The organism is Candidatus Kapaibacterium sp. (assembly GCA_025059875.1).
Classification (GTDB): Bacteria; Bacteroidota; Ignavibacteria; order Kapaibacteriales; family HRBIN21; genus HRBIN21.
This window is the reverse complement of sequence record JANXCT010000002.1, coordinates 154675-176607: the sequence shown is the minus strand read 5'-3', so window position 1 is coordinate 176607 and position 21933 is coordinate 154675. Positions and strand designations below refer to the sequence as shown.

Below are 21933 nucleotides of genomic sequence, written 5' to 3'. Positions count from 1 at the left end.
TAGTTGGCATGCGTCCGATGGGTCCTTCGTAACTTTGCAAGCCCTGGAAGGTTTCTTGACTACACAGCGGGCTTTCATGGGCGTCATTTCACGAATGCGAGAGGTCTCGCCGTACCTCCTGGCGTTGTTTGCCGTCGTATTCATTGCATTCATGGTGGCGACGGACGCCGATCTGCAAAATGTCCTCCATCTTCGCGGAAACCTGGCGACGGCGGCTGTTGGTGAAGTCAACGGAGAGGACATCCGGTATGCAGACTTCAACGAACGCGTCCAGCAGCAGATAGAGCAGCAGCGCCGAGCTGCAGGGGACGAAGTTGCCATTGACGAGGCTGGAATCCGGCAGAGCATCTGGGACATTGTCGTAGAGGAGATCCTACTGCGCCAGGAAGCGGCCAAGGTTGGCTTTCCTGTGACTCGGGGAGAGTTGTGGGACATCTTGCTGGATAACCCGCCGGAGTACATACGGCAGCCGTTTACGGATTCCGCGGGTACTTTCCATCGTGACCGGTACATAGAGCTGGTTACTCAGCCAGAGCGGTTGGCTGAGTACATTGATCCGAATAGCGGTGTTGATCCGCTGGAGGCGGTGGAGCGATGGAAGAGGGATCTGCTCCGGATTGAGGACTTCATCCGCCATAGCCGTACACGGGAGCACATGCGCTCCCTTGTCAATCTCGTTGGCAGCATAGTCTCTCCGAGCTATGCAAGACGCCAATATGTCGTAGAGAACAGCTCTGCCGATGTTACCTATGTTGCATACCCGATCGATCGCATTCCGGACAAGGAGATTTCGATAACCGATGCCGACATCGAAGCCTACTATCGCCAGCACCAAGAGGCTTTCCGGCAGAAGAAGCCAGCTCGTAAGCTCAAGTACGTTATCTTCCCACTGGAGCCGACAGCCCAAGACACGGCAAATTTGCGGCGCCGTTTGGAACGGGTCCGGTCAGAACTGGAACGGGCTCCAGCAGCCCAGCGGGACTCGGTCTTCTCCTTGCTGATGGCTGAGCACCAAGGCCGAAGCTACGGTCTCAGCTCCCTTGCAGCCATAGACCTCCAGAAGGCTTCCCACTTGGCAACGCAGCCCGTTGGGGCAGTGATTGGTCCCGTGGAACTCATGGGTAAGTTCTACTTCTTCCGGGTTGATCGGAGGGAGCCGGGGGATACTGTGGTTGTCCATGCAAGCCATATCCTCATCAATTTTGGGACGAACAAGGATAGTGCTCGCGCTGAGGCTCAGAAGATTCTACAGCGGGCTAAGGCAGGGGAGGACTTCGCGCAGTTGGCGCGACTGTACTCTCAAGACCGGGGGACGGCCGAGAGAGGAGGCGACCTAGGATGGTTCCCGCGGGGACGGATGGTCAAGCCTTTCGAAGATGCTGCTTTCGCTGCCCAGCCTGGTAGCATTGTGGGGCCCGTTGAAAGTCCGTTTGGGTTCCACATCATCGCAGTCCATGCAAAGTCTTCAGATCGGATCGCCTATAGCGAGATCGAGTTCACCGTAGGACTCAGTACTGCGAGCCGCAACCAGGTCTTTCGGGAGGCTTACAGCTTCAAACAGCAGGTAGAGAAGGGTGTGCCCTTCGACACGTTGGCTCGACGGCTTAAGCGGAACCCTGTGGAGACAGCCTTCTTTGAGGCTACCACTCCTGTACTCGGCTCCCGGGCATTGACGGAATTCGCCTTCAACAACCCCGTTGGGCGCCTCTCTGACCCGATGGAGCTAAAGCCATATGGTGTCGTCGTCGCGCAGATTGTGGATGAGCGAAAGCCAGGCTACAAGCCATTGGCAGACGTTCGGGCAGAGATAGAAGAACGGGTCCGTCGCATAAAGAAGCTGAATGCTCTGAAGGTTCGGGTGGACAGCATCTATGAGCGCCTCAAAAATGCCGACATTCTGGCCAGGATTGTGGAGATTGATCCCAGCGCCCAAGTTCAGACAGCAACGGGGGTTAAGGAAAACGGTTTCCTTCAGGGGTATGGCAGCGATCCTATCGTAACGGCTATGATCTACCGCGTGCCTATTGGTACCATCCCGCCACCGATTCGAGGAGAGCGGGCATACTTCCTCATCCGAGTTACTCAGCGCCAAGAAGCCGATCCAAAGCAGTTGGAGACGAAGCAGTTTGCAGAACTCTACCGACGGCTGTACAATACTGCGAAGGCGTCAGCGTACTACTACTGGTACAACGCTGTTCGGGATCGGGCTGCTATCGTAGACCGGCGGAGTGAGTTCTACCGCGAGTTCTAACGCGCCCGTAGCTCAGCTGGACAGAGCACCGGCCTTCTAAGCCGAGGGTCGCAGGTTCAAATCCTGCCGGGCGCGCTATGGTGGCACACCGAGAGACGCTTCGCCGCCTCGTCGGAGAGCTTGCTTCGATCGTTGGTGGGGCTCGGCTCCTGGCCGTTTGGCGGCAGGGCAAGTCGCTCCTCTTCGTAGAGATTGAGCCACCTACAGGTGAGCCCTTCCTTGTGGAAGTGCACTTGCGGCCGGGGATGAGTACATTCTTCCGCCGGCCAGAGAGGTGGGGCAGACCGCAGCCGCTACTGCCATGGGCTGAGGGCCTCTGGGGCAAGGTAATCCGGCTGGTAGAGCTCCATCCCGTAGAGCGACAAGTCCGTTGGAGCCTTCATACGGGAGAGCAGCTCATCTTGTGCCTCTTTGGGACGGCGCAGAGTGGAGCGTTCGTCGTGGACGATACGGGGAAGCCACATGCGATGCTCGGTGCAGCCACAGAGGGTACAGAGGAGAGGCAGTGGTCGTGGGATAAGACCTCTAGACAGCTGCTCTCGTGGACACAGTATCCTGAATCCACCCCGCTTCTCCGAGCGCTAGCAAGCTGTCAACAGCAGTTGGGGACTTTTTATGCACGGGAGCTCTGCTATCGCTGCGGACTAAGTCCGGAGATGCCCTTAGGAGAGCTCTCGGCATCTCAGCGGGAGAGCCTTGCCATAGCCCTCCTTCACTTCACTACCGAGCTGATGGGTTCCACGGAAGTGCTGCTCCTCCGGCGCCCGGAGGGACCGCCACTACTGTCGTTGGTGCCGTTGAGGGAGTATCCGGAAGTAGCGGCGACGTTTACATCCATCCACGAAGCTGTTGCTGAGCGCGTCCGACGGACGCTCGTCTGGGAGGAATTCCGCCAGCAGCGTGCAGCCCTCCTGAAGACAATCGATCGCCACTGTCGGCAGGTAGAGCATCAATGTGTTGAGTTACGCGCACGGTGCGAGCAGGCTTCTCGGAGCGAACTTTACCGCTTGTGGGGGAGCTTGCTGCTGTCGCAACCGGACCTGCATCAGCGCGGGCGGGAGGAGATCGTGCTCGCTGACTGGGAAGGGAAGCCCCACCGTATTCCTCTGAACCCAGCGCAGACGCTGCGGGAGAACGCTGATGCCTACTTCCAGCGTGCGCGTCGTCTGGAGCACTCCTGCTCTTATGCCCTTCAACGACTACCAGTGCTGGAAGAACAGCGAGATCGGCTTCAACACCTCCACGACCAAGTGGCGCAAGCTCATTCCCTGCGCCAACTGCGCCAGCTCGCGCAGCGCCTGAGGGAGGAATTCCCGCCCCGCGAGATCCAGCTTAAAACTGGTGAGCGTTTCCGGGTCTTCAACCTTCCCCATGGCTACTCGCTCTATGTCGGTAAGGATGCCAACAGTAACGATGCGCTGACCTTTAGCTATGCGAAGCCGCATGACCTCTTCCTCCATGTCCGTGGAGCACCGGGCGCTCATGGGATTCTGCGGGGACCGGTGAAAGGACAGCTCCCGCCGCAAGAAGTTCTGGAGCAGGCAGCTGCAATTGTGGCTTACTACTCTCGCCTGCGTTCCTCCGGATCGGTACCGGTCGTCTACACGTGGCGAAAGTACGTCCGCAAGGTTCGAGGTATTCCTGGGGCAGTGCGGTTGGAACGCGAGGAGGTCATATGGGTGACTCCAATGCGGGAGGCTAAAAAAAGCGAGTAAATTTGCACTGCTGCGCCCGTAGCTCAATTGGAGAGAGCACCAGACTTCGGATCTGGGGGTTGCGGGTTCGAGTCCTGCCGGGCGCGCTAGAACGGTGGCAAGGGGAACGGATGCAAAGAGCATGGACGCTTCTCCTTTTCCTACCGGCCTTTGCTCAGCCAACGGTTGATTGGGGTACCTATCTCGGCTCGCCAGCCCAGGATGAGCTGCGAGCAACGGCCATAGCGTCAGATGGTTCAATCGTGGTAGTTGGGTGGAGTTTGGGGGTGAGCTTCCCGGTCGTCAACGCCTGGCAGGGGCAGAACCGGGGGCGCGAAGATGCCGTTATTGCAAAGTTCTCGTCCTCCGGCTCTCTCTTGTGGTCCACCTACCTAGGAGGCAGCGACAATGACCGTGCCCTCGGGGTTGCGGTAGACAGCGGAGGAAGGATTTACGTCGTGGGAGTGACTGCGAGTTCGGACTTCCCCGTTGCGAATGCTTTCCAGTCCACCAAAGCAGCAGGGAGCGACGCCTTCATTGCGTGCTTCTCCATTGATGGAGTCCGTCTTTGGGCGACATACTATGGTGGGAACGGAGAGGAGGGGGCAACAGCCGTTGCGGTGGATGCTCAGGGACTGCTGAATGTTGTGGGCTACACAAGCAGTACGAACTTTTCTGTGACCACGAACGCTGTCCAGAACCGACTGGCTGGGTATACTGATGCGTTTGTGCTACAGCTTCGACCTGATGGGGCACGGGTGTGGGCGACCTACTTCGGTGGCTCCGGACCTGACTATGCCACGGCGATCTGTGTGGATGACCGCCGCAACATCTACATCTGCGGAGAGACCAGTAGTTCGAACTTCCCACTGCGGAATGCTTTCCAGCAGGTCCTGCGGGGTGGTACAGATGCCTTCGTTGCCTCGTTTGGACCCTTTGGCGTGTGGGGCTGGTCTACTTACTATGGCGGGACAGAGAGCGACCGGGCCCTGGGGATCGCGGTAACCTCGGAGCGGTGGGTGACCGTCGTAGGGATGACAGGGAGCCAGAATTTGCCGATTACTCCCATATGGCAGCTTCAGTATGCTGGAGGGGGAGCGGATGGGTTCGCGGTCCAATTCTCAGCAAGCGGAGGGCTACGCTGGGCGACCTTCCTCGGCGGCGGGGAGAATGACGTCGCCACAAGCTGTGCTGTGGACGCGTTGGGGAACCTCTACATTGCTGGACGTACGGCCAGCTCGAATTTCCCACAGATTGGCGTAGGACAACGCTCTACGGAAGGGGATGACTGCTTCCTCCTGAAGCTCCATCGGCAGGGTATGCCGCAGTGGAGTCTTCTACTAGGAGGGGGTGCTGGCGATGCTGCTCTGGGGATCGCCGTAGATAGCGCGGGGAACATAGCGCTTGTCGGGAGTACTACGAGCACCGATGTCCCACTCGAGCCTCCGTCGTACCAGTCGGCGCTGGCGGGACTTGCCGATGGACTCCTCGTGCGTCTATCGGGGTACCTCCTGAGCCTTGAGTTGGAGGCAGTGCCCGACACGGTCCTCTGTACGGGTGACAGCCTTCTGGTCCGCTGGCGTGTGCGTGGCGGGGAGTTTGGTGCAAACAACATGTTCCGTGTGGAGCTCTCCGACGCAGGGGGAAGCTTCCAGGTTCCACTAGTTCTCGATTCGGTCGCGGCTCGTCGAGACACAGGGCTGCGAGTCTTCGTTCCGTTCCAGCCTCCTGGGGGGCAATACCGGATCAGAGTCTCAGCTTCACAGCCGATTGCCTACAGCAACGATAATGGGCGCTTGCTCTCTGCTCAGCAACGTCCGCAGGAGCCGCAGCTCGAGATAGATGGCGATACTGTGTTCTGTGAAGGGCGTCAGGTTGTGCTCTACGTTCTGCAGCCGCAGCCAGGGGTTCGGTACCGGTGGTGGCGTGATTCGATTGTCGTGGCAGAGGATGCGACGGCCTATGCTGCTTCCCAATCGGGGCGGTACAGTGTGGAGGCCTACAATGCCTGTGGGAGTGTCCGAGGGCGGAGGAACGTTACGCTGACGATGCGTCCCTTGCCGAGGAGGCCGAGGATTGTGCCTGAAGGTGGGGTTCGGCTCTGCCGTGGAGATACTGTAGAGCTCCGCATTGCTGGGGAGGTTGGAGTAGCCTTTCAGTGGTTCCGTAACGATACCGCGCTTCCCAGGGCTCAGGATACTGTCCTTCGAGTTTGGCAGGGTGGAAGGTACACGGTGGAGGCTCGCAATGCATGTGGCGTGGTGCGATCACTCAATAGCGTTCATGTAACCGTTGCCCCGCGTCCTCCGAAGCCTGTCATTGGACAGCGCGGGGATACGCTCGTCTCGAGCGCGCTGACAGGGAACCAGTGGCTGGATGAGAACAAGCAACCGATCCCTGGGGCGACAGGCCGGGAGTTCGTCCCGCCGCGGGATGGCATCTACTACGTGCAGGTGACGGTGGATAGCTGCTCCAGTATCTCGGATCCGTATCGGTTCGTTCGCACGAGCGTAGAAGAGGTAAGCTCTCTGCGGTGGCGTCTTGAGCCAAATCCTGCAACGGAGGTCGTATGGCTGCTGGTTGAGGGAGGGAGGGTGGTATCAGTGGAGGTTGTGGATCCACTCGGGCGCTGCGTTTATCGCGAGAGCTTGAGGGGCAGGGAGAAGGCAGGCATTAACCTCCACGGCTGGGCACCCGGAGTCTACGGAGTCCGAGTGTACCTCAGAGGGAGGGTGGAGACTCGGCTCTTCGTGAAACGGTGAGCATCGGGAGCGAAAGGCTACCGAGAGCTTTTGGTATGCGAATTGCCGTTGTATGTGGCCACTTCATGCCCGAGGTGGGGTATCAGGAGGTCTGGATTGCTCGGACCTTGGTCCGTAAAGGGATTGCGGTACGGGTAGTTACTTCCACGGCAGTCTCCTCCAGTGCTCGGCGGCTACGGCGCCGGCCTTATCCCGTAGGCAGGATATGCGAGGATGGCTACGAGCTCGTGCGTCTGCCGGTTGCCTTTCGGTTTCGCTCGGCAGTGCTGAGCCGTGGGGTTGTCTCTGCTGTTGTGGAGTGGCGCCCTGACGCGATTCTGCTGTTGGGGGTGGGAAAGCTCTTCGGTGTACCAATTCTGACGGCTGCAGAGCTGAGGCAGGTGCCAATCGCGTGTTTCTTCAGCGAGTTGCATGAGTACCGCCGTCGGCACTCATTGTCGGCGCGAGTTGTTAGCTGGCTACAGGATCGAGGGTTTGAGCTCGTGAAGCGTCCGTTCTATCGTCGTGCTATTCGCCGTGCTGAGTTACTCGTCTGCAATATGCCGGCAACGCTGGAATGGTTGCAGCAATGCTGTGCTAATAGGGAGGAGCTAGAACTTCTGGAGGCAAAGGCACGAGTGCTAGCGCTCGGCTATGACCCTCAGCTCTTCTTCTTCTCCGCGTTGGAGCGGCAGCAGACTCGAGAGCAACTTGGAGTGAGGCCTGAAGAGGTGCTCATCCTCACTGTCACACGAGTTGTCCCGCGAAAAGGTCTTGAGCGTATCATCGCTGCCGTTGGTAAGATGCAGCGAGTCGGGCTTCCAGTGCGGTATGTGCTGGTTGGTGGATTGGGGGATGGGTACCAGAGGGAGCTACTGGAGCAGATCCAACGTCAGCCGATACCCGAGCACTTTGCGGTCTATCCATTCTTGCCACCGGAGCAGACGCGTCGGCTAGCGGCTGCAGCAGATCTCGGTGTGTGGATGCAGCCGGCTATCTCAGCAAATGAGTCCTTAGGAGTAGGGCTTCCTCTTGTGTTACCTCGTCGTGCTTCGCTCCTTCACCTTCTCCAGGAAGGTCGCACGGGATGGTACTGGGAAGAGCCGCACGGCTTTGAAGAGACACTTGCTACGGCAGTCCAGACGATCGCACCCCTTTCTGAAGCTCAGCGCTGTCAGTGGCGCCAAGCTGCTGCGGATGAGAACGCTGCACGGTTTTCATACGACGCAATCCTTGAGCAGGTGCTCGTGGCTCTGGGAGTGCGAGAGAGAGGCGTGAGCCAGCGCGATGGGAAGGCAGCCTAAGCTCCTTCTCGGGGGCGTCGCCGTGCTTTGGCTGTTGGTAGTAGCCATCAGCCAGAGCTGGAACTTCCTCTATGCCGATGATGCCCTCCCATTCGTGGTGCGGATCCACGAGGGGATGTCCCACCCCCACCACCTCATTGTAGGCTTCCTTGGAAAGGTGAACGCCGCTCTCGGTTGGACGGGGCCTCTGGAGTTTCGGCAGACGCTCTCGTTCGTTCGCTTTATCGTTGGGGCCTTCAGCCTTGTAGGGATACTCTGCGTTGGGTATTTGGCCTGGCTGTGGTGGAAGGGTACGTGGGCAATCGCTGCTGCAATGCTAACGATGGCCGCCAGCTATGGTTTCTGGGCTTACAGTGTCGTTCCGGACTTCTATGTCCCCGGAATTGCGATGGTGCTAACTTCGGCAATGATGGTGGAAAGAGCCCAGCAGTCCCGGCAATGGGGCTGGATTGTGGGAGCAGCGGTGTGCGTGTGGACTGCGGCACTCTTCCATCAGAGCTATGCCCTTTTTGCTGTTATTGCAAGTCTCTTGCTCCTCGCTGCCCGAAGACCAAAGCCGGCAGCAGCTCTCTTATGCCTCAGCAGTGTCCTCATCGGGGTATCCTATCTGGTGGCTTTCTGGCTGCAGAGTGAGTACCGAGATATCGTCAGCTTTGTCCTGGGATACGCACTACACATGCAGTTTACGCCGTACGATCACCTCCAGCCTCTGACGCCCGTATATGCTGCCGTAGGCATCATGCGGGCGTGGACGTTTCCGGAGTACTTTCTGCGGGTAGGGGATATTTGGGAGTACGTGCAGCAGCGATGGAGTATGAAGCTCTTCCTGGATGAGCGCTTCCTTTTGCGTAGTCTTCCCGTAGAGGCTGCTGTGCTCTTAGGAGGCATTGGCCTTATAGGGACGGTCGTGGTTATCTGGACAGCCCTGAAGACCTTTCGGCAGCGCCATAGGGAGCTGTCGGGGCATTTGGCATACTGGAGCCTTGTCGGATGGGGAGTTGGTTTGGCGTTCCTAGCCATCCTCTGGGAGCCTAGTTCGAACGAGTTCTGGCTGTGGATGATACCTCTAGGGGCTCTCGGTGTTGCTGGGGTGCGTTCTCATGGGAGTCGGGTTATGGCCAGTGTGGCGGTTGGGGCCATTGCTGTATCAACGGCACCGGTGATATGGCTCTATCGTTCGCCGGACAACGATATCTATGCGGTCAACAAGCGGTACCGGGCACAGCTCCTGCCTGAGGATGTCGTGATAGCAGGGGACTTTCATGGAACGTTAGCGTTGAACCGATTGTATCCGACAACCGCTCGTGAGCTGCAATTTACTCTCGGACGCCTTGAGCTCTCCCGACCAGAGCTATGGCGAGCTTTGGAGCGGTTGGCGGCTCCTACTTCCACGGGGCGTCTCATTCTGGACCCGTTGATAGCTATGCCCCATCTTGCCGAGATTGCTCTGCGGCAGAAGTTACCGGGCTACTCTGAGGAGAGGATGCTCGAGGTGCTAAGGGCAATCGTTACTTTCTGTGTAGGCGACTCTGCAGAAGTTGAAGCTCTCAGGAACAGTGGCCTGTCGTTGCCTTCTCAAGAATGGAATTGGCGTCGGCACCGTCGCATACCTGTATTCGCCGTGCGACGTGAAGGGGGTGGGGTGGTAGAGTTTCGCGTGCGCTCGCTCCCATGGGTGCAGTGGATGGAATGAAGCGGGTATTAATGGCTGTGCCGACGCCACCGCCCTATGCAGGGCCTGAGGTGGGGATGGAGTTGGTGTTGCGGCATTGGCGTTCAGAGCGATTGGCCCTCATGCATGTCCGTACCACCCTACGGGAGAGTAATGCAGAGAAGGGTCGCTTTGACTGGAAGGGAATAGCCAAGTTCGTGCGTGTATGGCGGGAATATATCACAGCATTGTGGCGGTGGCGTCCGCATCTGGTCTTCCTCCTGCTCTCTTCCAGCTGGGTAGGGATCGTTCGGGATATCGTCTTGATAGTAACGGCACGTCTTTGGGGGGCGAGGGTAGTTGCTCAGTATCGAGGGGGGAACTTTGCAGGATTCTTTGCTCTCCAGCCTCCATTGCGGCGTTCAGTAATCCGATGGGGGCTGAGGCAACTGCAGGGGGTATTCGTCCAAAGTGATGGACTACGGCAACAGTTTGAGGGGTTGGTCCCAGCAGAGCAGATTCGAGTCCTCGTAAATGGGGTCCAGTTAGAGGGCCTCCCAAGGCGCCGGAGGGTAGTAGCGGAAGCTCCGCCATATCGGCTACTCTTCGTTGGTCATATTGCCTTCGCGAAGGGAGTTCGGGAGCTCCTGAGGGCATATCGCCAGTTGCGGGACGCGGTCCCTGTGGAGCTCTGGCTCATCGGGACTCGGATTGCTGACCCTGAAGTGGCTGCCAGCTTCCTGCCACCGGAATGGCAGCAGTACTATCGCAAGCACTCTGCCGAGATTGAGGCCGAGATTGACCATTACCTAAAGCAACAAGAACAGTATGGAATCCGCATCTCAGGGGTACTTCCCGCTTCCGCAGTGAGGCAAGCTATGGTTGAGGCGGACGTGTTCGTACTACCTTCCTACAGTGAGGGATTCTCGATGGCGTTACTGGAGGCGATGGCTGCAGGGTTACCTGTCGTCGTTACTGCAGTGGGTGCCTTAACAGAATTGGTGACGGATGGGATCCACGGTAGAGTTGTACCGCCGGGAGATACAGCTGCCTTAGCGTCGGCTCTCTTGCAGTCTCTTCAGGAACCGGGATGGTTGCGGTTAGCTGGGGCACGAAACCGGCAGAGAGTTGCAACGGATTTTGCAATTGAGAACGTCGTTCAGCGCTGGGAGGAGGAGCTGTATTGGGTCCTTGAGCGCTCTTGAGCTCGTGAGATGGTTGAGAGGGTAATCCTCTTCGGACTTGGCTTCTTCTTGGTCAGCCGACTGCTGACGGAGAAGCTGCGACTCCTGCCGAAGTGGGTTGATGTGTTGGATATGCCGCTAGCGCTGAGCATCGTAGTGCTGGGCTTCCTCTTCCGACCGGCACTGGGAGGGATCGCTAGTGAAGATGAGCGCCGAGTAGCACGCTTTGTCTTTCTCTTCCTGTTGGCAGTAGGGATATCGGTACTAGCAAATGCCGATAGGGTGCTGCTGCCAGCCGTTCTGCTGTTCACGATTGGGTTCGCTGGTGGACCGCTGCTCTTCCTTGCACTCCGTCGGTGGGTAGTAGAAGAATTTGCGTTTGCTCGCGAGCTCCAGCACCTTCTGTTCGGGATCCTCGTGCTCAACCTTCTCGTGGTGGCGTTCTTGGATTTCCCTGCCTTCCTATCCCACGCCGATCCGGATAGGCTCTCGGGGACGTTTGGCAACAATCCATACCAGTTCTCGTTCTTCTTAGCCATAGCCGCTGGAATGCTTTTGGGGGCTAGCCAAGCGCAGGGGGTATCCCGAATCGTTACTATTGCCTTGCAAGTCCTCATCTTCGCAGTGTACTACCTTCTGCAGTTTCGGGCAGGATTCCCGTTCTTCTTAGTAGCGTACGGAACGACTCTGGTTGCCCTCTACGGACGACAGGTTCTGCGAGGGGTGATCGTGAGCGTGATAGCTCTCCTTTTGAGTGCTGCCCTCATTGAACGAGCTTTGGAAGAACTGGCAGGACAGGCTCAGCAGCGGCTCGTGGACTATACCTCACGAGCTGCCCAAGGAGATTTGGGCTATGGTGATCTGTTGCTCGTTTTAGCGAATCCAGGTGACTACCTGCACTATGCTAAGTTCCAAGCGTTTCCGGCAACGTTCCAAATGTTCTGGGATCATCCTTGGACATTCCTCGTAGGCGTAGGTCCAGGTAACTACGTCAGTCGTGCCTACTACACGTTCGCTGTAGAGTTCAGCTCTGTAGAACAGAAGGGGAAAGGGGTAGGGGGGATCATCCAGCAGCTCTTCGGAATGACTAAGCCGTGGACAACAGAGTTCAGTCAGCAGTACTTAGGGAGTCTCCCACGGGAGATCGTGTTCGGCTCCTACATCTTCGCCAGTCCTTACTCTAGCTACTTGGCACCGCTTGCGGAGGTGGGCATCTTAGGAGCAGTGGCGGTATTCGGTCTCTATGGGTACCTCCTCCGTCGCTCATACCAGCTCGTTCGGCTAGCCCGTGAACACGCGTCCGAGGTCCTTCCAGTCGCTGTCGCTACCTTGATGGGGGCTATCTACCTCTTTGGACTAGGGTTCGTGGATAACTGGTGGGAGGTAACTCGCGTAGTCTTCCCCCTATGGCTCTTCTTTTGGACAGTCCAGGCCGTTGTGTCCCGAGTTCTCTCAGAGCCAATTTTCGACGAAGATCAGGAGATTGAAAAAACCTGAGAAAGCTGAGGCTGGCGTCGCTTCGTAAACCATGTGCGGCATCGCGGGAATCATCAATGGGGGTAGTCGTGAGGCCTTGGAGCGGATGCTCCAACGGCTGCGCCATCGCGGACCGGATGATTGGGGAGTTGAATGGTTCCCAGAACATCGCTCGGGACTAGCACATCGCCGGTTGGCGATTCTAGATCTGACTCCTGCTGGACACCAGCCAATGCCCAATGGGCGCGGAACGCGATGGATTACCTACAATGGAGAAATCTACAACTTCTGGGAACTCCGTGCTGAGCTAGAGCGGCTGGGCTACCGCTTTCGCTCACGAACGGATACAGAGGTCATCCTGGCAGCATACGATGAGTGGGGGGCGGACTGTGTGCGCCGCTTCAATGGGATGTTCGCTTTCGGAATCTACGACACGGAGACGCGCGAGCTCTTCTTAGCCCGTGACCATCTTGGCATCAAGCCGCTCTACTATGTCCAAGTGGGCTCCATGCTTGCCTTTGCTTCAGAGGCGAAGGCACTCTGTGCACTGCCCAATGTAGCGTGCGTGCCGGACATGGATGCGTTGGTGAGTACACTTATTCTCCTGTGGGTGCCTGAGCCGAAGACCGGTTTCGTTGGCATCCACAAGCTGCCAGCCGGTTCGTACGCGTTTTTCCGTAATGGGCGGCTGGAGATCACCCAGTACTGGGACGTGCCGACTCCAACACCGGAGGGACAGCTCCGCTACCGCCATGAGTCGGAGTATGTGGAGCACTTGCGCTACCTCTTGGAACGAGCCGTTGCTCGGCAGATGCTTGCGGACGTTCCTGTCGGGGCCTTCCTCTCCGGAGGGGTGGACTCCTCGCTCGTCGTAGCACTCATGCGACGTGCTGTCCCCGATGCCGACTTGGCAACGTACACGATCGCCTTCGCGCCTGAAGACCATCGCATAGAGGCACACCCGGACGATCCTGCCTACGCTCGCTTCGTTGCACAGCAATTGCGTACACGGCATCGGGAGATCCGAATCCGCCCGGCCATCAATGCTCTGCTACCGAAGGTCCTCTGGCACTTGGACGACCCCGTTGCCGACGGAGCTGCGATCAACACGTATCTCATTGCGCACCATGCCAGAGCGAATGGGACAACCGTACTGCTCAACGGGATGGGGGGTGATGAGGTCTTCGCTGGCTACCGGAAGCAGTTGGCAACGCTACTGCTGACCTACTACCATCGGCTGCCACAGTGGTTTCGGAGAGGGCTTGTAGAACCCGTTCTCCGATCGCTACCGAGCTCATGGGTGCGTTCACGCATTCGCCCGCTGCGGTGGTTTGCACGGATGCTTTTCCCGATACAGCTCCGACCTCTAGAGGCCTTCATCTATGGTTTCGCGTACTGCCCGCCAGAGCGGCTACGCCGGCTGTGGTTGCAGCCGTTGCCGGCGTATTCGGAGCTGTATCCGATACGCCGGTACTGGGAGACGGCCGAACGGGTCCGCGGAGCTTCGCCAGTTGCTCAGATGACTTACCTGGATACCAAGCTGTTCTTGACGGGCCTCAACTTGCTCTACTCGGATAAGGCCTCTATGGCAGTGGCTGTCGAGACGCGACCGCCATTACTAGATGTGGAAGTGGTGGAGTTCGCTTTTCGATTGCCCGACCGGTACCGTATCCACGGCTTCCAGCAGAAGTACCTCCTGAAGCGGGCGGCAGAGGCATACGTGCCCAAACAGGTCCTCTACCGGCCGAAAGCCCCGTTTATGACACCGCTCATCTCGTGGATGGCAGGAGCATTGGGGGAGCGCCTACGGTGGTGGTATACTGGTCAGCCTGGACTCCATCGGGAATACCTCAATGCAGCGGAAGTGCTCCGTCTTCTGGATGAGCATCGCCGGGGTGTAGCGAACCATGCGCACCTTCTCTGGGGATGCTTGGTGCTGGCTGAGTGGCTGGCGCTTTGGAGTAGCCCTGCGCTGCACGACGGTGTAGAGGTCGCTGAGGAAGCGTTCCGGGTTGAGATTTCGTAATTTGGCAAGTAGCGCTGAAGTCTTCCCTGCAGCAGTGGCAGAAATGTTCAGCTTGGAGCTTACAGAAGAGCAGCGGCTTATTCAGCAGACGGCACGGGAGTTTGCTGAGACAGAGATAGAGCCGACGGCCATCGAGCGAGATATTACGGGTGAGTTTCCTTACGAGATCGTGCGCAAGCTGGGAGAGCTTGGCTTCATGGGAATGATGGTCTCGCCTGAGTGGGGCGGGAGTGGCTTGGATACCATTAGCTATGTCCTGGCGCTGGTGGAGATCTCCAAGGCCGATGCAAGCGTTGGCGTTATCATGTCGGTCAACAACTCTCTGGCTTGCTGGCCGATCGAGACATATGGGACTCAAGACCAGAAGGAGCGCTACCTCCGTGACTTGGCCACAGGGCGCAAGCTTGGTGCCTTCTGCCTGAGCGAGCCCGAGGCTGGCTCTGATGCAACGCGTCAGCATACGATGGCCGTCCGTGGCGATGGTGGGTGGATTCTCAACGGCACGAAGAATTGGATCACCAACGGTACTACGGCCGACGTCTACGTTGTCTTCGCCCAGACTGACCGCTCCAAAGGCCATCGGGGAATCACGGCGTTCCTGATAGAGCGGGGCATCGAGGGCTTCGTCCCTGGTAAGAAGGAGGACAAGCTCGGGATCCGCTCTAGCGACACTTGCTCCATTGGGCTCACCAACGTCTTCGTGCCCGACGCTAATGTGTTGGGGGACATTGGCGAGGGCTTTCGGATTGCGATGAACACCCTCAACGGCGGGCGAATTGGGATTGCAGCGCAAGCAGTTGGGATTGCTGAGGCAGCCTTCCAAGCGGCGCTGGCGTACTCCCAGCAGCGGAAGACCTTCGGCAAACCTATCTGCGAGCACCAGGCTATCCAGATGAAGCTGGCGGATATGTCTGTCAAGCTAGAGGCTGCCCGACTGCTCCTCTTGAAAGCAGCATGGCTGCGGGATCAAGGTGAGCGGTACATCAAGGCGGCATCTCACGCAAAGCTCTTCGCCTCTCGAACGGCTGTAGAGCTGGCTCTGGAGGCTATCCAGATCCATGGGGGCTATGGCTACGTTCGGGAGTACAAGGTGGAGCGGTACCTGCGTGACGCCAAGATCACGGAGATCTACGAAGGCACCTCTGAGATCCAGCACATCATCATTGCTCGGGAGCTACTCCGCGAAGTCGGCTACACTGCTCCACAGCCGGTGGCGAGTAGCTGAGCGGGCAGATGCTGGTCGTTCAGATCCAGCGCACAGATCCCGCTTTTGCAGACCTGCCGCTGCCGACCTATGCAACGGAGGGTTCTGCTGGCATGGACGTCTACGCAGCGGTAACGGAGCCAGTGGAGCTCCCTCCGGGAGGTATCGTAGTTATCCCGACGGGTATTGCCATCGCACTCCCCCTTGGCTATGAATGCCAAGTCCGTCCTCGCAGTGGGATCGCAGCTCGCCATGGGGTCTTTGTCCTAAACGCTCCTGGCACAATTGACAGTGACTACCGTGGCGAAATCCGTGTGATACTGGCCAACTTTGGCCGGGAGCCGTTTTGGATTCGGAGAGGAGATCGGATTGCGCAATTGGTCGTGACACGGTATGAGCGTGTCCAATGGGAGCTTGTCCAGGAATTGCCTCAGACAGAGCGAGGAAGTGGTGGGTTCGGCAGCACGGGGACTGAAAGCCCACTACGGTAGGCATCGTGGCGCGATGCTACAAGTGGAAGATTGGGGCTGTATCCCGTATGCTGAGGCTTGGCAGCGCCAGAGGGACCTCCTTCAGCGGGTGCAGAGTCGGCAGGCAGGGAATACGCTGGTCCTATGCGAACATCCCACGGTTATCACCATTGGACGCTCGGGATCGCGGCGTCATATTTTGCTGCCTGAGCCACTATTGCGCGAACGTGGAGTCGAAGTCTACGAAGTAGAGCGCGGCGGGGATGTGACGCTCCACAATCCTGGTCAGCTCGTTGGCTATCCCATCATTCGGCTTTCGGAGTACCGCGAGGACCTCCACTGGTTCGTGCGAGAGATAGAGCAGTGCATCATTGAGCTGTTGGCAGACTTCGGAATTTCCGGGCATCGTGTCCCGGGGCTGACGGGCGTATGGATTGATGGAGCTCGCAAGATCTGCGCCATCGGCCTCCATGTCACTCGATGGGTTAGCTGGCATGGTTTTGCACTCAACGTCAACAATCGTCTGGAGGAGTTTGCCTACATCGTTCCCTGCGGAATTGCGGACAAGACTGTAACCTCGATGGCACGGGAGCTAGGGCAGCAGCTCCCCATGGCAGAGGTTAAAGCTCGCTGTGCTGCCATTTTCCGGGCGCATTTCCCCCATTAGCTCCCTCCACAGACCTTGTTGGCCCGTGCATCGGAATGAGGCCGAGAGGGATCCCGTCAGCCACCGACAGTGGCCCGTACGTCCGACTCCGATGGTAGCGGAGTTTCTGTTGGTGTTACGCGTTTGGGTTGGTTGGGTCAAACCGACGGCGCAGTCCCTCCCAAGCTTTGTAGTAGTCCGTCTGCAGCAGTGGGGTCTCCAGGGCCCACCGAGTGGGGCGGCATACGTAGCGCATCTCGAACATGAATGCTAACGTGTTGGCGAGATACTCGGGCTTAAGCTCGGCTGAGATGGCCTTCTCAAAGGTCGCTGCGTCAGGGCCGTGGCCAGACATGGAGTTATGGAGGCTAGCTCCGCCGGGGACGAATCCCTCTTCTTTGGCATCGTACTTGCCGAAGACGAGCCCCATGAACTCGCTCATGAAGTTGCGGTGGAACCACGGCGGACGAAAGGTGTGTTCAGCGACGCTCCAGCGCTCAGGGAAGATAACGAAGTCCACGTTTGCCACGCCTGGCAGCTCCGAAGGCGATGTCAGCACAGTGTAGATGGAGGGATCACAGTGGTCGAACGAGACCGTGTTGATGCACATGAAAGTGTGCAGGTCATACTTGTACGGGGCATAGTTGCCGGCCCAGGCGACGACGTCCAGCGGAGAATGATCCAACGTCGTTGCCCAGAAGTTCCCTTGGAACTTCGCAATCAGCTCGCACTCCTCCTCAAGGTCTTCGTACGCCGCCACGGGTGTCAAGAAGAAACGGGGGTTCGCCAATCCGTTGGCACCGATGGGGCCTAAGTCCGGGAGGCGGAAGAGGGCACCGTAATTCTCGCAGATGTATCCGCGTGCGTGACCGTCAGGGAGTACGACTCGGAACTTGATGCCACGCTGGATGACAGCAATCTCACCCGGTGCTGCCTCCAGGATGCCCATCTCCGTGTGGATGCGCAGCCGGCCGAGCTGAGGAACGATGAGGAGCTCGCCGTCAGCATTGTAGAAGTAGCGCCGTTCCATAGAACGGTTGGCTGCGTAGAGATGGACTGCGCAGCCAGTGTGGGTTGTCAGGTCCCCGTTCCCGCCGTAAGTGACAATCCCGTCAATGAAGTCAGTCGGGGAATCGGGGATGGGGAGAGGATTCCAACGGAGCTGCGTCGGTGGCGGGGGAACTTCATTGAAAGGGGTGCTCTTCCATGTCGGGTGGTGAGTCTGCCGGAAGGGAGGGTGGACGACTGAGGGACGAATCCGGTAGAGCCATGTACGGCGATTGAGAAGCCGTGGGGCTGTAAATGGAGTCCCATTGAGCTGCTCATTGTAGAGCCCATACGGGCAACGCTGGGGTGAGTTCTGGCCTTTCGGGAGCGCTCCTGGTAACGCTTCAGTTGCAAACTCGTTGCCAAAGCCCGAAAGGTAGGTCAGCCCGTTCTGGACTACGGCGTATCCATTGTGCACGGTGGCATACTCTACAGTCTGGAGCATTGTTGACGCCAGCTCAGTACTGTGGAACATGCACGCCTTTATTCAGCTATGCAAAGTACCGAAAAGCACAGAAACGAAGGGCTTATGGCAAGTGTAGCCAAATGACCGGAGGATTAGGGCCAAAGTGGCCTGGGCGAGGGGCCGAGGTGAGGTTGAGGTATTCAAAGACGGCATACTTGCGCGTGTTGTCGAAGTACGCCAGGCTGAAGGGAACGGAGCGCCCGCGGTCAAACGAGGCATCGTCACTCTTCCCGGTGGAGAGCCGGCGCCGTAGTTCAATGGTCCAACGGCCACTCGCGTGGCGTCCGCGGGCCTGGATGTCACCACGGCTGGAGAAGGGATGCTCTTGGCCTCGAAGGGTCCAGCCTGGAACTACATCGCCGGCAGCCCAGGGTCGACCAGTTGCTGGGTTCGGAGCTCGGGGGTTGAAGGGTACAGAGGTAGCCTGCCACAGGAAGCGGCGTCGGTCCAATCCGCCGTTGTCTCCGCCAGCCATGCTGATAGGTAGGAGCGGACCGGCTCCGCGTGGTGGATAGTTGGGCTCTTCAAACGCATTTCCTACATCACCACGGCGCTCCTCAGGGAATGTCGTCCCATCGCGCCCTTCGGCAATGTAGTCGTCAGCGTAGCCCTGGGGGTTTGTAGTCCCCGCCTTCCAGTACCAGAGGTCAATCCGCCCATAGGTTGGGTAGCTGCCGCCTTCGTAAGCGTTCGTAGTGGCGGTAGGATGGCAGGCGACAGCACAGCCGATGGTAGCGAAGGTCTCTCCAAGTCTGTCACCTCGAACGCTTTGCGGGTCTCCAATCGGGAAGATGAAGCCGAGACCATCTTGCCCCTCTGTGGTCAGCGTCCAATTCGCGTCGGAGGCAGGGTCCCCACCGCGGAAGCGGAAGATGTTGGGAGTTTCGTGAGGGGTTGGATCGGCAACTTCCACGAGTAGGTACAGGAACTCGTTGTCCACGGCAGCTCGCAGTGTTGCCGAGAGAGTCCGAGGATCGTTGGCCGTAGGCTCTACCTGGAAGAGCTGGAGGTGGAGCGGTGGAGCTGCATTCCAGACAGCGTCGGAGGCGGAGCCGTCGATCTCCGGCGGTGTTGAGGCAACGACAGCCAAGAGCTCCATTCGGTCTCCTGTTGTACCAGTCCCGCGCAAGGGGATGTTCAAGGGATTGTCCCCGCCAAGGAGGAGTGTTGCCTGGTACACACGGGCTTCGGTTGGGGAGAAGCGGAGTAGCAGACTATCACTCTGGCCGGGGCGGAGTGCTCCGCTGGGTTGTCGCGCAATGCTGAAGGCATTTTTATCAGCTCCGGTGATGGAAGGAGCCAAGACAATGGCTGAATCTGCTCGATTACGGATGCGGAGCCATAGTTCGGCTGTCTGCCCTACGCGTACATTTCTGAAGTCGACCTCTCGTGGTGTCACTTCCAGTGGTGCATCACTGCCGAATTCCCCAACGTCTGGAGTCTCGCATCCCCATAGCGAGAGGCCAAACAGAACAAGGAGCGAGATAGGCAAGAAACCGAGACGGCACCTCCGCATCAGCGGATCACAGAGAAGGGCTGTACAACACTCGGAACAGAACGGCCAGAGACATGCAGCCAGTAAGTTCCAGGAGCGAAGCCGTTAAGGGGATACCGAAGGCTAAATGGACCTGCTGGCAGCCATTGTTGCCATTCCACAACTGTCTGCCCTCGGGTAGAGAGGATACGGAAGGACAGGACGGCACTCTCCCTCAGAGTGCCGGAGACGGTAATGAACTCCGTTGCCGGGTTGGGAGCGACTGTCAGCTCGAAGGCAGTGCTAGGCTCCGGGACAGACGTGTAGCCTGGGATTTCTACCTCCACGAAGTCGCTACCGGCCTCATAGAAGGTCTGGAAGCTCCGTAGCGGACGAGTTGCTGGACCGCGGATGACCTCACCCGTCGGATGGAAGAGTGAGCCGTGGCAGGGGCACGGTAGCGCTCTGAGCGATGCCTGGTAGACATTGACAAGGCAACCGGCATGCGTGCAGATGTCATCTACAGCCGCGAAGGTGTCTGTGGCAGTTCGGGTGATGATGAGCCGCTCGGGAACGGCACCAGTAGCATCGGGAACGTTGACTTTCACCGAGCCGTTCACACTTTGGAGTGCAGGGTAGTCGCTCAAGCGGATGCGGAGCCGCCCGCAGGGTCGGCGATCAGGTCCTAGTAGCTCTGGTAAGAGTCGTGCCGTTGCTGGTACCCCAGCAGCAGCCGCAGCTGTGAGAGCTGCTAATCGACGGAGGAAGTCACGGCGCGAGTTCTTCATTGGGGAGTCCGTTTGGTAAACTCTCATGCCTGCTTTCGGCTGTGCTCTCTCGTCGAAGGCGTTCCAGCAGGTGGTCTACCTGCTCTAGCGTGATGTTCTCGTAGTAGTCCTCGTTGATTGCGATCATCGGGGCACCGCCGCAGGCGCCCATGCATTCTACCTCTTCCAGCGAGAAGAGGCCATCGGCCGTACGCTCCTTGTGCCGGATACCGAGTTTCTCGGAGATGTACTCCAGCACACGCTCCCCGCCGCGGAGCATGCACGAAACGTTCGTGCATACCTGGATGTGGTACCGTCCGACTGGCTCGGTGTGGAACATCGTGTAGAAACGCACGACACCGAGTACGTGGGCATATGGGAGGCGTAGGAGTTCGGCTACCGCTCGGATGTTCTCCAGCGAAATCCAGCCGTACTTTCGCTGGACCATCCAGAGCACAGGCAGCAGAGCGGCCTGTGGCTCCGGATAGAGCGATTTGATTCGTTCCACCTCTTCCAGCTCAGCAGGCGTAAAGAGTTCTGCCATCGGCGTTCCCAGAGCAGTACACCGAGACGCTGCAAAAATACAACCCCACCGGGGAGCTTGGCTACAGACGGAGCGCACCGAGCCGGAGACGGAAGGGGTAGAGCAGCGCAAATCGCGGTGGGTGAGGCCCGAACTCGATCGCTGGTGCTGGCAGTTTAATCATAGAGAAGCTCTGTCGCAGCCAGTTCCACAGTGGTGGGCCCTCGGGGAGGAGGGCATAGAGGTTGTAGTCTAGGCCGACAATGATTCGGCGTTGCTTGGGGAGTTCGGTGTCAACGTTTCGGGCGCCGTAGCCGAAGCTCAGCATGAGCCATGCTGGATAGTACCGCCGCCAGTGCTCCGGCAAGAGCTGGTGCAGATTGATAGAGAGCCAGAACGTGGAGCTGTTGTAGTCGTCAATGAAGGTGCCGCTATGGCGTCGGGGTAAGTCACCAGCCCATTGGGCAGGAATGTACTGCCAGCGTGGTTGAAAGGCTTGGAGGGGCTTCCAGTAGTGTTGGGCTAGGTACCAGTAGGCCCCAATGAAGTTGGCAAGGGCGTCCGTGGGGCTGAAGCCCCAATCCCGGCTGAAGCCATCTTCAACTTCCACGTACGTCTGGTAGAGCAATCCCAGAAGCGTTCCCCATCGGACAGCCGTTGGCAGCTCTACTCCGGCTGCTAGGAGGAATTCCCCCCATAGGTACGACATCAAGTACCCGCCGTAGATGTGCCCTGCCTTGTCGACCTGGAGGGCGTAGTTCCAGTCCTCTACCACCTGGAATGGGCCCGGCACCTTCCACCACGCGTTGTGCTGGATGATGTGGAGTGCCACCATGGTGCCGGCGTAGATTGTGCCTAACGCCGCTAGTGTCTGCAGATTTGGGGAGCCAGAAACGGTCTGGAGACCGCCAGCTAACGTCACTCGCGGATACCCTCCGAAGGTTAGCATAGCAGTGGGGTAACGCGGGGCGCTCTGCGTAGGGCTTGGGGATGGCTTCTGTAATGGTGC

General features: G+C 58.4%; 16 protein-coding genes and 2 tRNA genes. 13 read left to right on the top strand and 5 right to left on the bottom strand.

Translation table 11 applies throughout. The annotated features are described in order from the left end of the window. Nucleotides 1-76 precede the first annotated feature (76 nt). The 13 genes from NZ960_03390 (at nt 77) to lipB (ending at nt 16668) form a co-directional block, all read left to right on the top strand. The gene (locus NZ960_03390; GenBank protein ID MCS7176658.1) at nt 77-2251 is read left to right on the top strand and encodes a peptidylprolyl isomerase; all 2175 of its coding nucleotides are present in this window, start codon (nt 77-79) and stop codon (nt 2249-2251) included. 1 nt (nt 2252) lies between these two features. Continuing rightward, nucleotides 2253-2326, top strand: a tRNA-Arg gene (locus NZ960_03385). A gap of 2 nt (nt 2327-2328) precedes the next feature. After that, the gene (locus NZ960_03380) at nt 2329-3966 is read left to right on the top strand and encodes an NFACT RNA binding domain-containing protein (protein MCS7176657.1); all 1638 of its coding nucleotides are present in this window, start codon (nt 2329-2331) and stop codon (nt 3964-3966) included. 12 nt (nt 3967-3978) lie between these two features. Further along, nucleotides 3979-4052 (top strand) — tRNA-Arg (locus tag NZ960_03375). A gap of 24 nt (nt 4053-4076) precedes the next feature. Further along, nucleotides 4077-6707, top strand: a complete 2631-nt coding sequence (locus tag NZ960_03370) for an SBBP repeat-containing protein (protein MCS7176656.1) — start codon at nt 4077-4079, stop codon at nt 6705-6707. A 35-nt stretch (nt 6708-6742) separates the two neighbouring features. Further along, complete coding sequence (locus NZ960_03365; protein ID MCS7176655.1) at nt 6743-7990, top strand: glycosyltransferase family 4 protein; 1248 nt, start codon at nt 6743-6745, stop codon at nt 7988-7990. Continuing rightward, nucleotides 7974-9683, top strand: a complete 1710-nt coding sequence (locus NZ960_03360) for a hypothetical protein (protein MCS7176654.1) — start codon at nt 7974-7976, stop codon at nt 9681-9683. Before NZ960_03365 ends, NZ960_03360 begins: the two co-directional genes overlap by 17 nt. Then, the gene (locus NZ960_03355) at nt 9680-10846 is read left to right on the top strand and encodes a glycosyltransferase family 4 protein (GenBank protein MCS7176653.1); all 1167 of its coding nucleotides are present in this window, start codon (nt 9680-9682) and stop codon (nt 10844-10846) included. Before NZ960_03360 ends, NZ960_03355 begins: the two co-directional genes overlap by 4 nt. Before the next feature lie 9 nt (nt 10847-10855). Beyond that, nucleotides 10856-12322 carry a hypothetical protein gene (locus NZ960_03350; GenBank protein ID MCS7176652.1) on the top strand — a complete coding sequence of 489 codons (1467 nt, stop codon included), beginning with the start codon at nt 10856-10858 and terminating at the stop codon, nt 12320-12322. Between the two features lie 31 nt (nt 12323-12353). Next, complete coding sequence (asnB, locus tag NZ960_03345) at nt 12354-14327, top strand: asparagine synthase (glutamine-hydrolyzing) (protein ID MCS7176651.1); 1974 nt, start codon at nt 12354-12356, stop codon at nt 14325-14327. Between the two features lie 43 nt (nt 14328-14370). After that, complete coding sequence (locus NZ960_03340) at nt 14371-15552, top strand: acyl-CoA dehydrogenase family protein (GenBank protein MCS7176650.1); 1182 nt, start codon at nt 14371-14373, stop codon at nt 15550-15552. A gap of 8 nt (nt 15553-15560) precedes the next feature. Beyond that, entirely contained in the window at nt 15561-16022 is a 462-nt protein-coding gene (gene dut / locus NZ960_03335; protein ID MCS7176649.1) for a dUTP diphosphatase, read from the top strand. A 13-nt stretch (nt 16023-16035) separates the two neighbouring features. Continuing rightward, nucleotides 16036-16668 carry a lipoyl(octanoyl) transferase LipB gene (lipB, locus tag NZ960_03330; GenBank protein MCS7176648.1) on the top strand — a complete coding sequence of 211 codons (633 nt, stop codon included), beginning with the start codon at nt 16036-16038 and terminating at the stop codon, nt 16666-16668. 115 nt (nt 16669-16783) lie between these two features. Here lipB and hmgA read toward each other — a convergent pair whose 3' ends face one another. The 5 genes from hmgA to NZ960_03305 all read right to left on the bottom strand — a co-directional run bounded on the left by hmgA (nt 16784) and on the right by NZ960_03305 (nt 21873). Further along, the gene (hmgA, locus tag NZ960_03325; GenBank protein ID MCS7176647.1) at nt 16784-18139 is read right to left on the bottom strand and encodes a homogentisate 1,2-dioxygenase; all 1356 of its coding nucleotides are present in this window, start codon (nt 18137-18139) and stop codon (nt 16784-16786) included. Nucleotides 18140-18221: 82 nt separating this feature from the next. Then, nucleotides 18222-19676: an ethylbenzene dehydrogenase-related protein gene (locus NZ960_03320; protein ID MCS7176646.1), complete on the bottom strand. Its 1455-nt coding sequence runs from the start codon at nt 19674-19676 to the stop codon at nt 18222-18224. Further along, nucleotides 19676-20422 carry a Rieske 2Fe-2S domain-containing protein gene (locus NZ960_03315; GenBank protein ID MCS7176645.1) on the bottom strand — a complete coding sequence of 249 codons (747 nt, stop codon included), beginning with the start codon at nt 20420-20422 and terminating at the stop codon, nt 19676-19678. Before NZ960_03315 ends, NZ960_03320 begins: the two co-directional genes overlap by 1 nt. Then, nucleotides 20403-20945 carry an NADH-quinone oxidoreductase subunit NuoE gene (gene nuoE / locus NZ960_03310; GenBank protein ID MCS7176644.1) on the bottom strand — a complete coding sequence of 181 codons (543 nt, stop codon included), beginning with the start codon at nt 20943-20945 and terminating at the stop codon, nt 20403-20405. Before nuoE ends, NZ960_03315 begins: the two co-directional genes overlap by 20 nt. 61 nt (nt 20946-21006) lie before the next feature. Then, entirely contained in the window at nt 21007-21873 is an 867-nt protein-coding gene (locus NZ960_03305) for a YfiM family protein (protein MCS7176643.1), read from the bottom strand. Between the last annotated feature and the right edge of the window lie 60 nt (nt 21874-21933).

Coding starts and splice junctions, on each gene's coding strand:
- NZ960_03390 (MCS7176658.1), top strand. CDS start 77: ATGGGCGTCATTTCACGAATGCGAGAGGTCTCGCCGTACCTCCTGGCG.
- NZ960_03380 (MCS7176657.1), top strand. CDS start 2,329: ATGGTGGCACACCGAGAGACGCTTCGCCGCCTCGTCGGAGAGCTTGCT.
- NZ960_03370 (MCS7176656.1), top strand. CDS start 4,077: ATGCAAAGAGCATGGACGCTTCTCCTTTTCCTACCGGCCTTTGCTCAG.
- NZ960_03365 (MCS7176655.1), top strand. CDS start 6,743: ATGCGAATTGCCGTTGTATGTGGCCACTTCATGCCCGAGGTGGGGTAT.
- NZ960_03360 (MCS7176654.1), top strand. CDS start 7,974: ATGGGAAGGCAGCCTAAGCTCCTTCTCGGGGGCGTCGCCGTGCTTTGG.
- NZ960_03355 (MCS7176653.1), top strand. CDS start 9,680: ATGAAGCGGGTATTAATGGCTGTGCCGACGCCACCGCCCTATGCAGGG.
- NZ960_03350 (MCS7176652.1), top strand. CDS start 10,856: ATGGTTGAGAGGGTAATCCTCTTCGGACTTGGCTTCTTCTTGGTCAGC.
- asnB (MCS7176651.1), top strand. CDS start 12,354: ATGTGCGGCATCGCGGGAATCATCAATGGGGGTAGTCGTGAGGCCTTG.
- NZ960_03340 (MCS7176650.1), top strand. CDS start 14,371: ATGTTCAGCTTGGAGCTTACAGAAGAGCAGCGGCTTATTCAGCAGACG.
- dut (MCS7176649.1), top strand. CDS start 15,561: ATGCTGGTCGTTCAGATCCAGCGCACAGATCCCGCTTTTGCAGACCTG.
- lipB (MCS7176648.1), top strand. CDS start 16,036: ATGCTACAAGTGGAAGATTGGGGCTGTATCCCGTATGCTGAGGCTTGG.
- hmgA (MCS7176647.1), bottom strand. CDS start 18,139: ATGCTCCAGACTGTAGAGTATGCCACCGTGCACAATGGATACGCCGTA.
- NZ960_03320 (MCS7176646.1), bottom strand. CDS start 19,676: ATGCGGAGGTGCCGTCTCGGTTTCTTGCCTATCTCGCTCCTTGTTCTG.
- NZ960_03315 (MCS7176645.1), bottom strand. CDS start 20,422: ATGAAGAACTCGCGCCGTGACTTCCTCCGTCGATTAGCAGCTCTCACA.
- nuoE (MCS7176644.1), bottom strand. CDS start 20,945: ATGGCAGAACTCTTTACGCCTGCTGAGCTGGAAGAGGTGGAACGAATC.
- NZ960_03305 (MCS7176643.1), bottom strand. CDS start 21,873: ATGCTAACCTTCGGAGGGTATCCGCGAGTGACGTTAGCTGGCGGTCTC.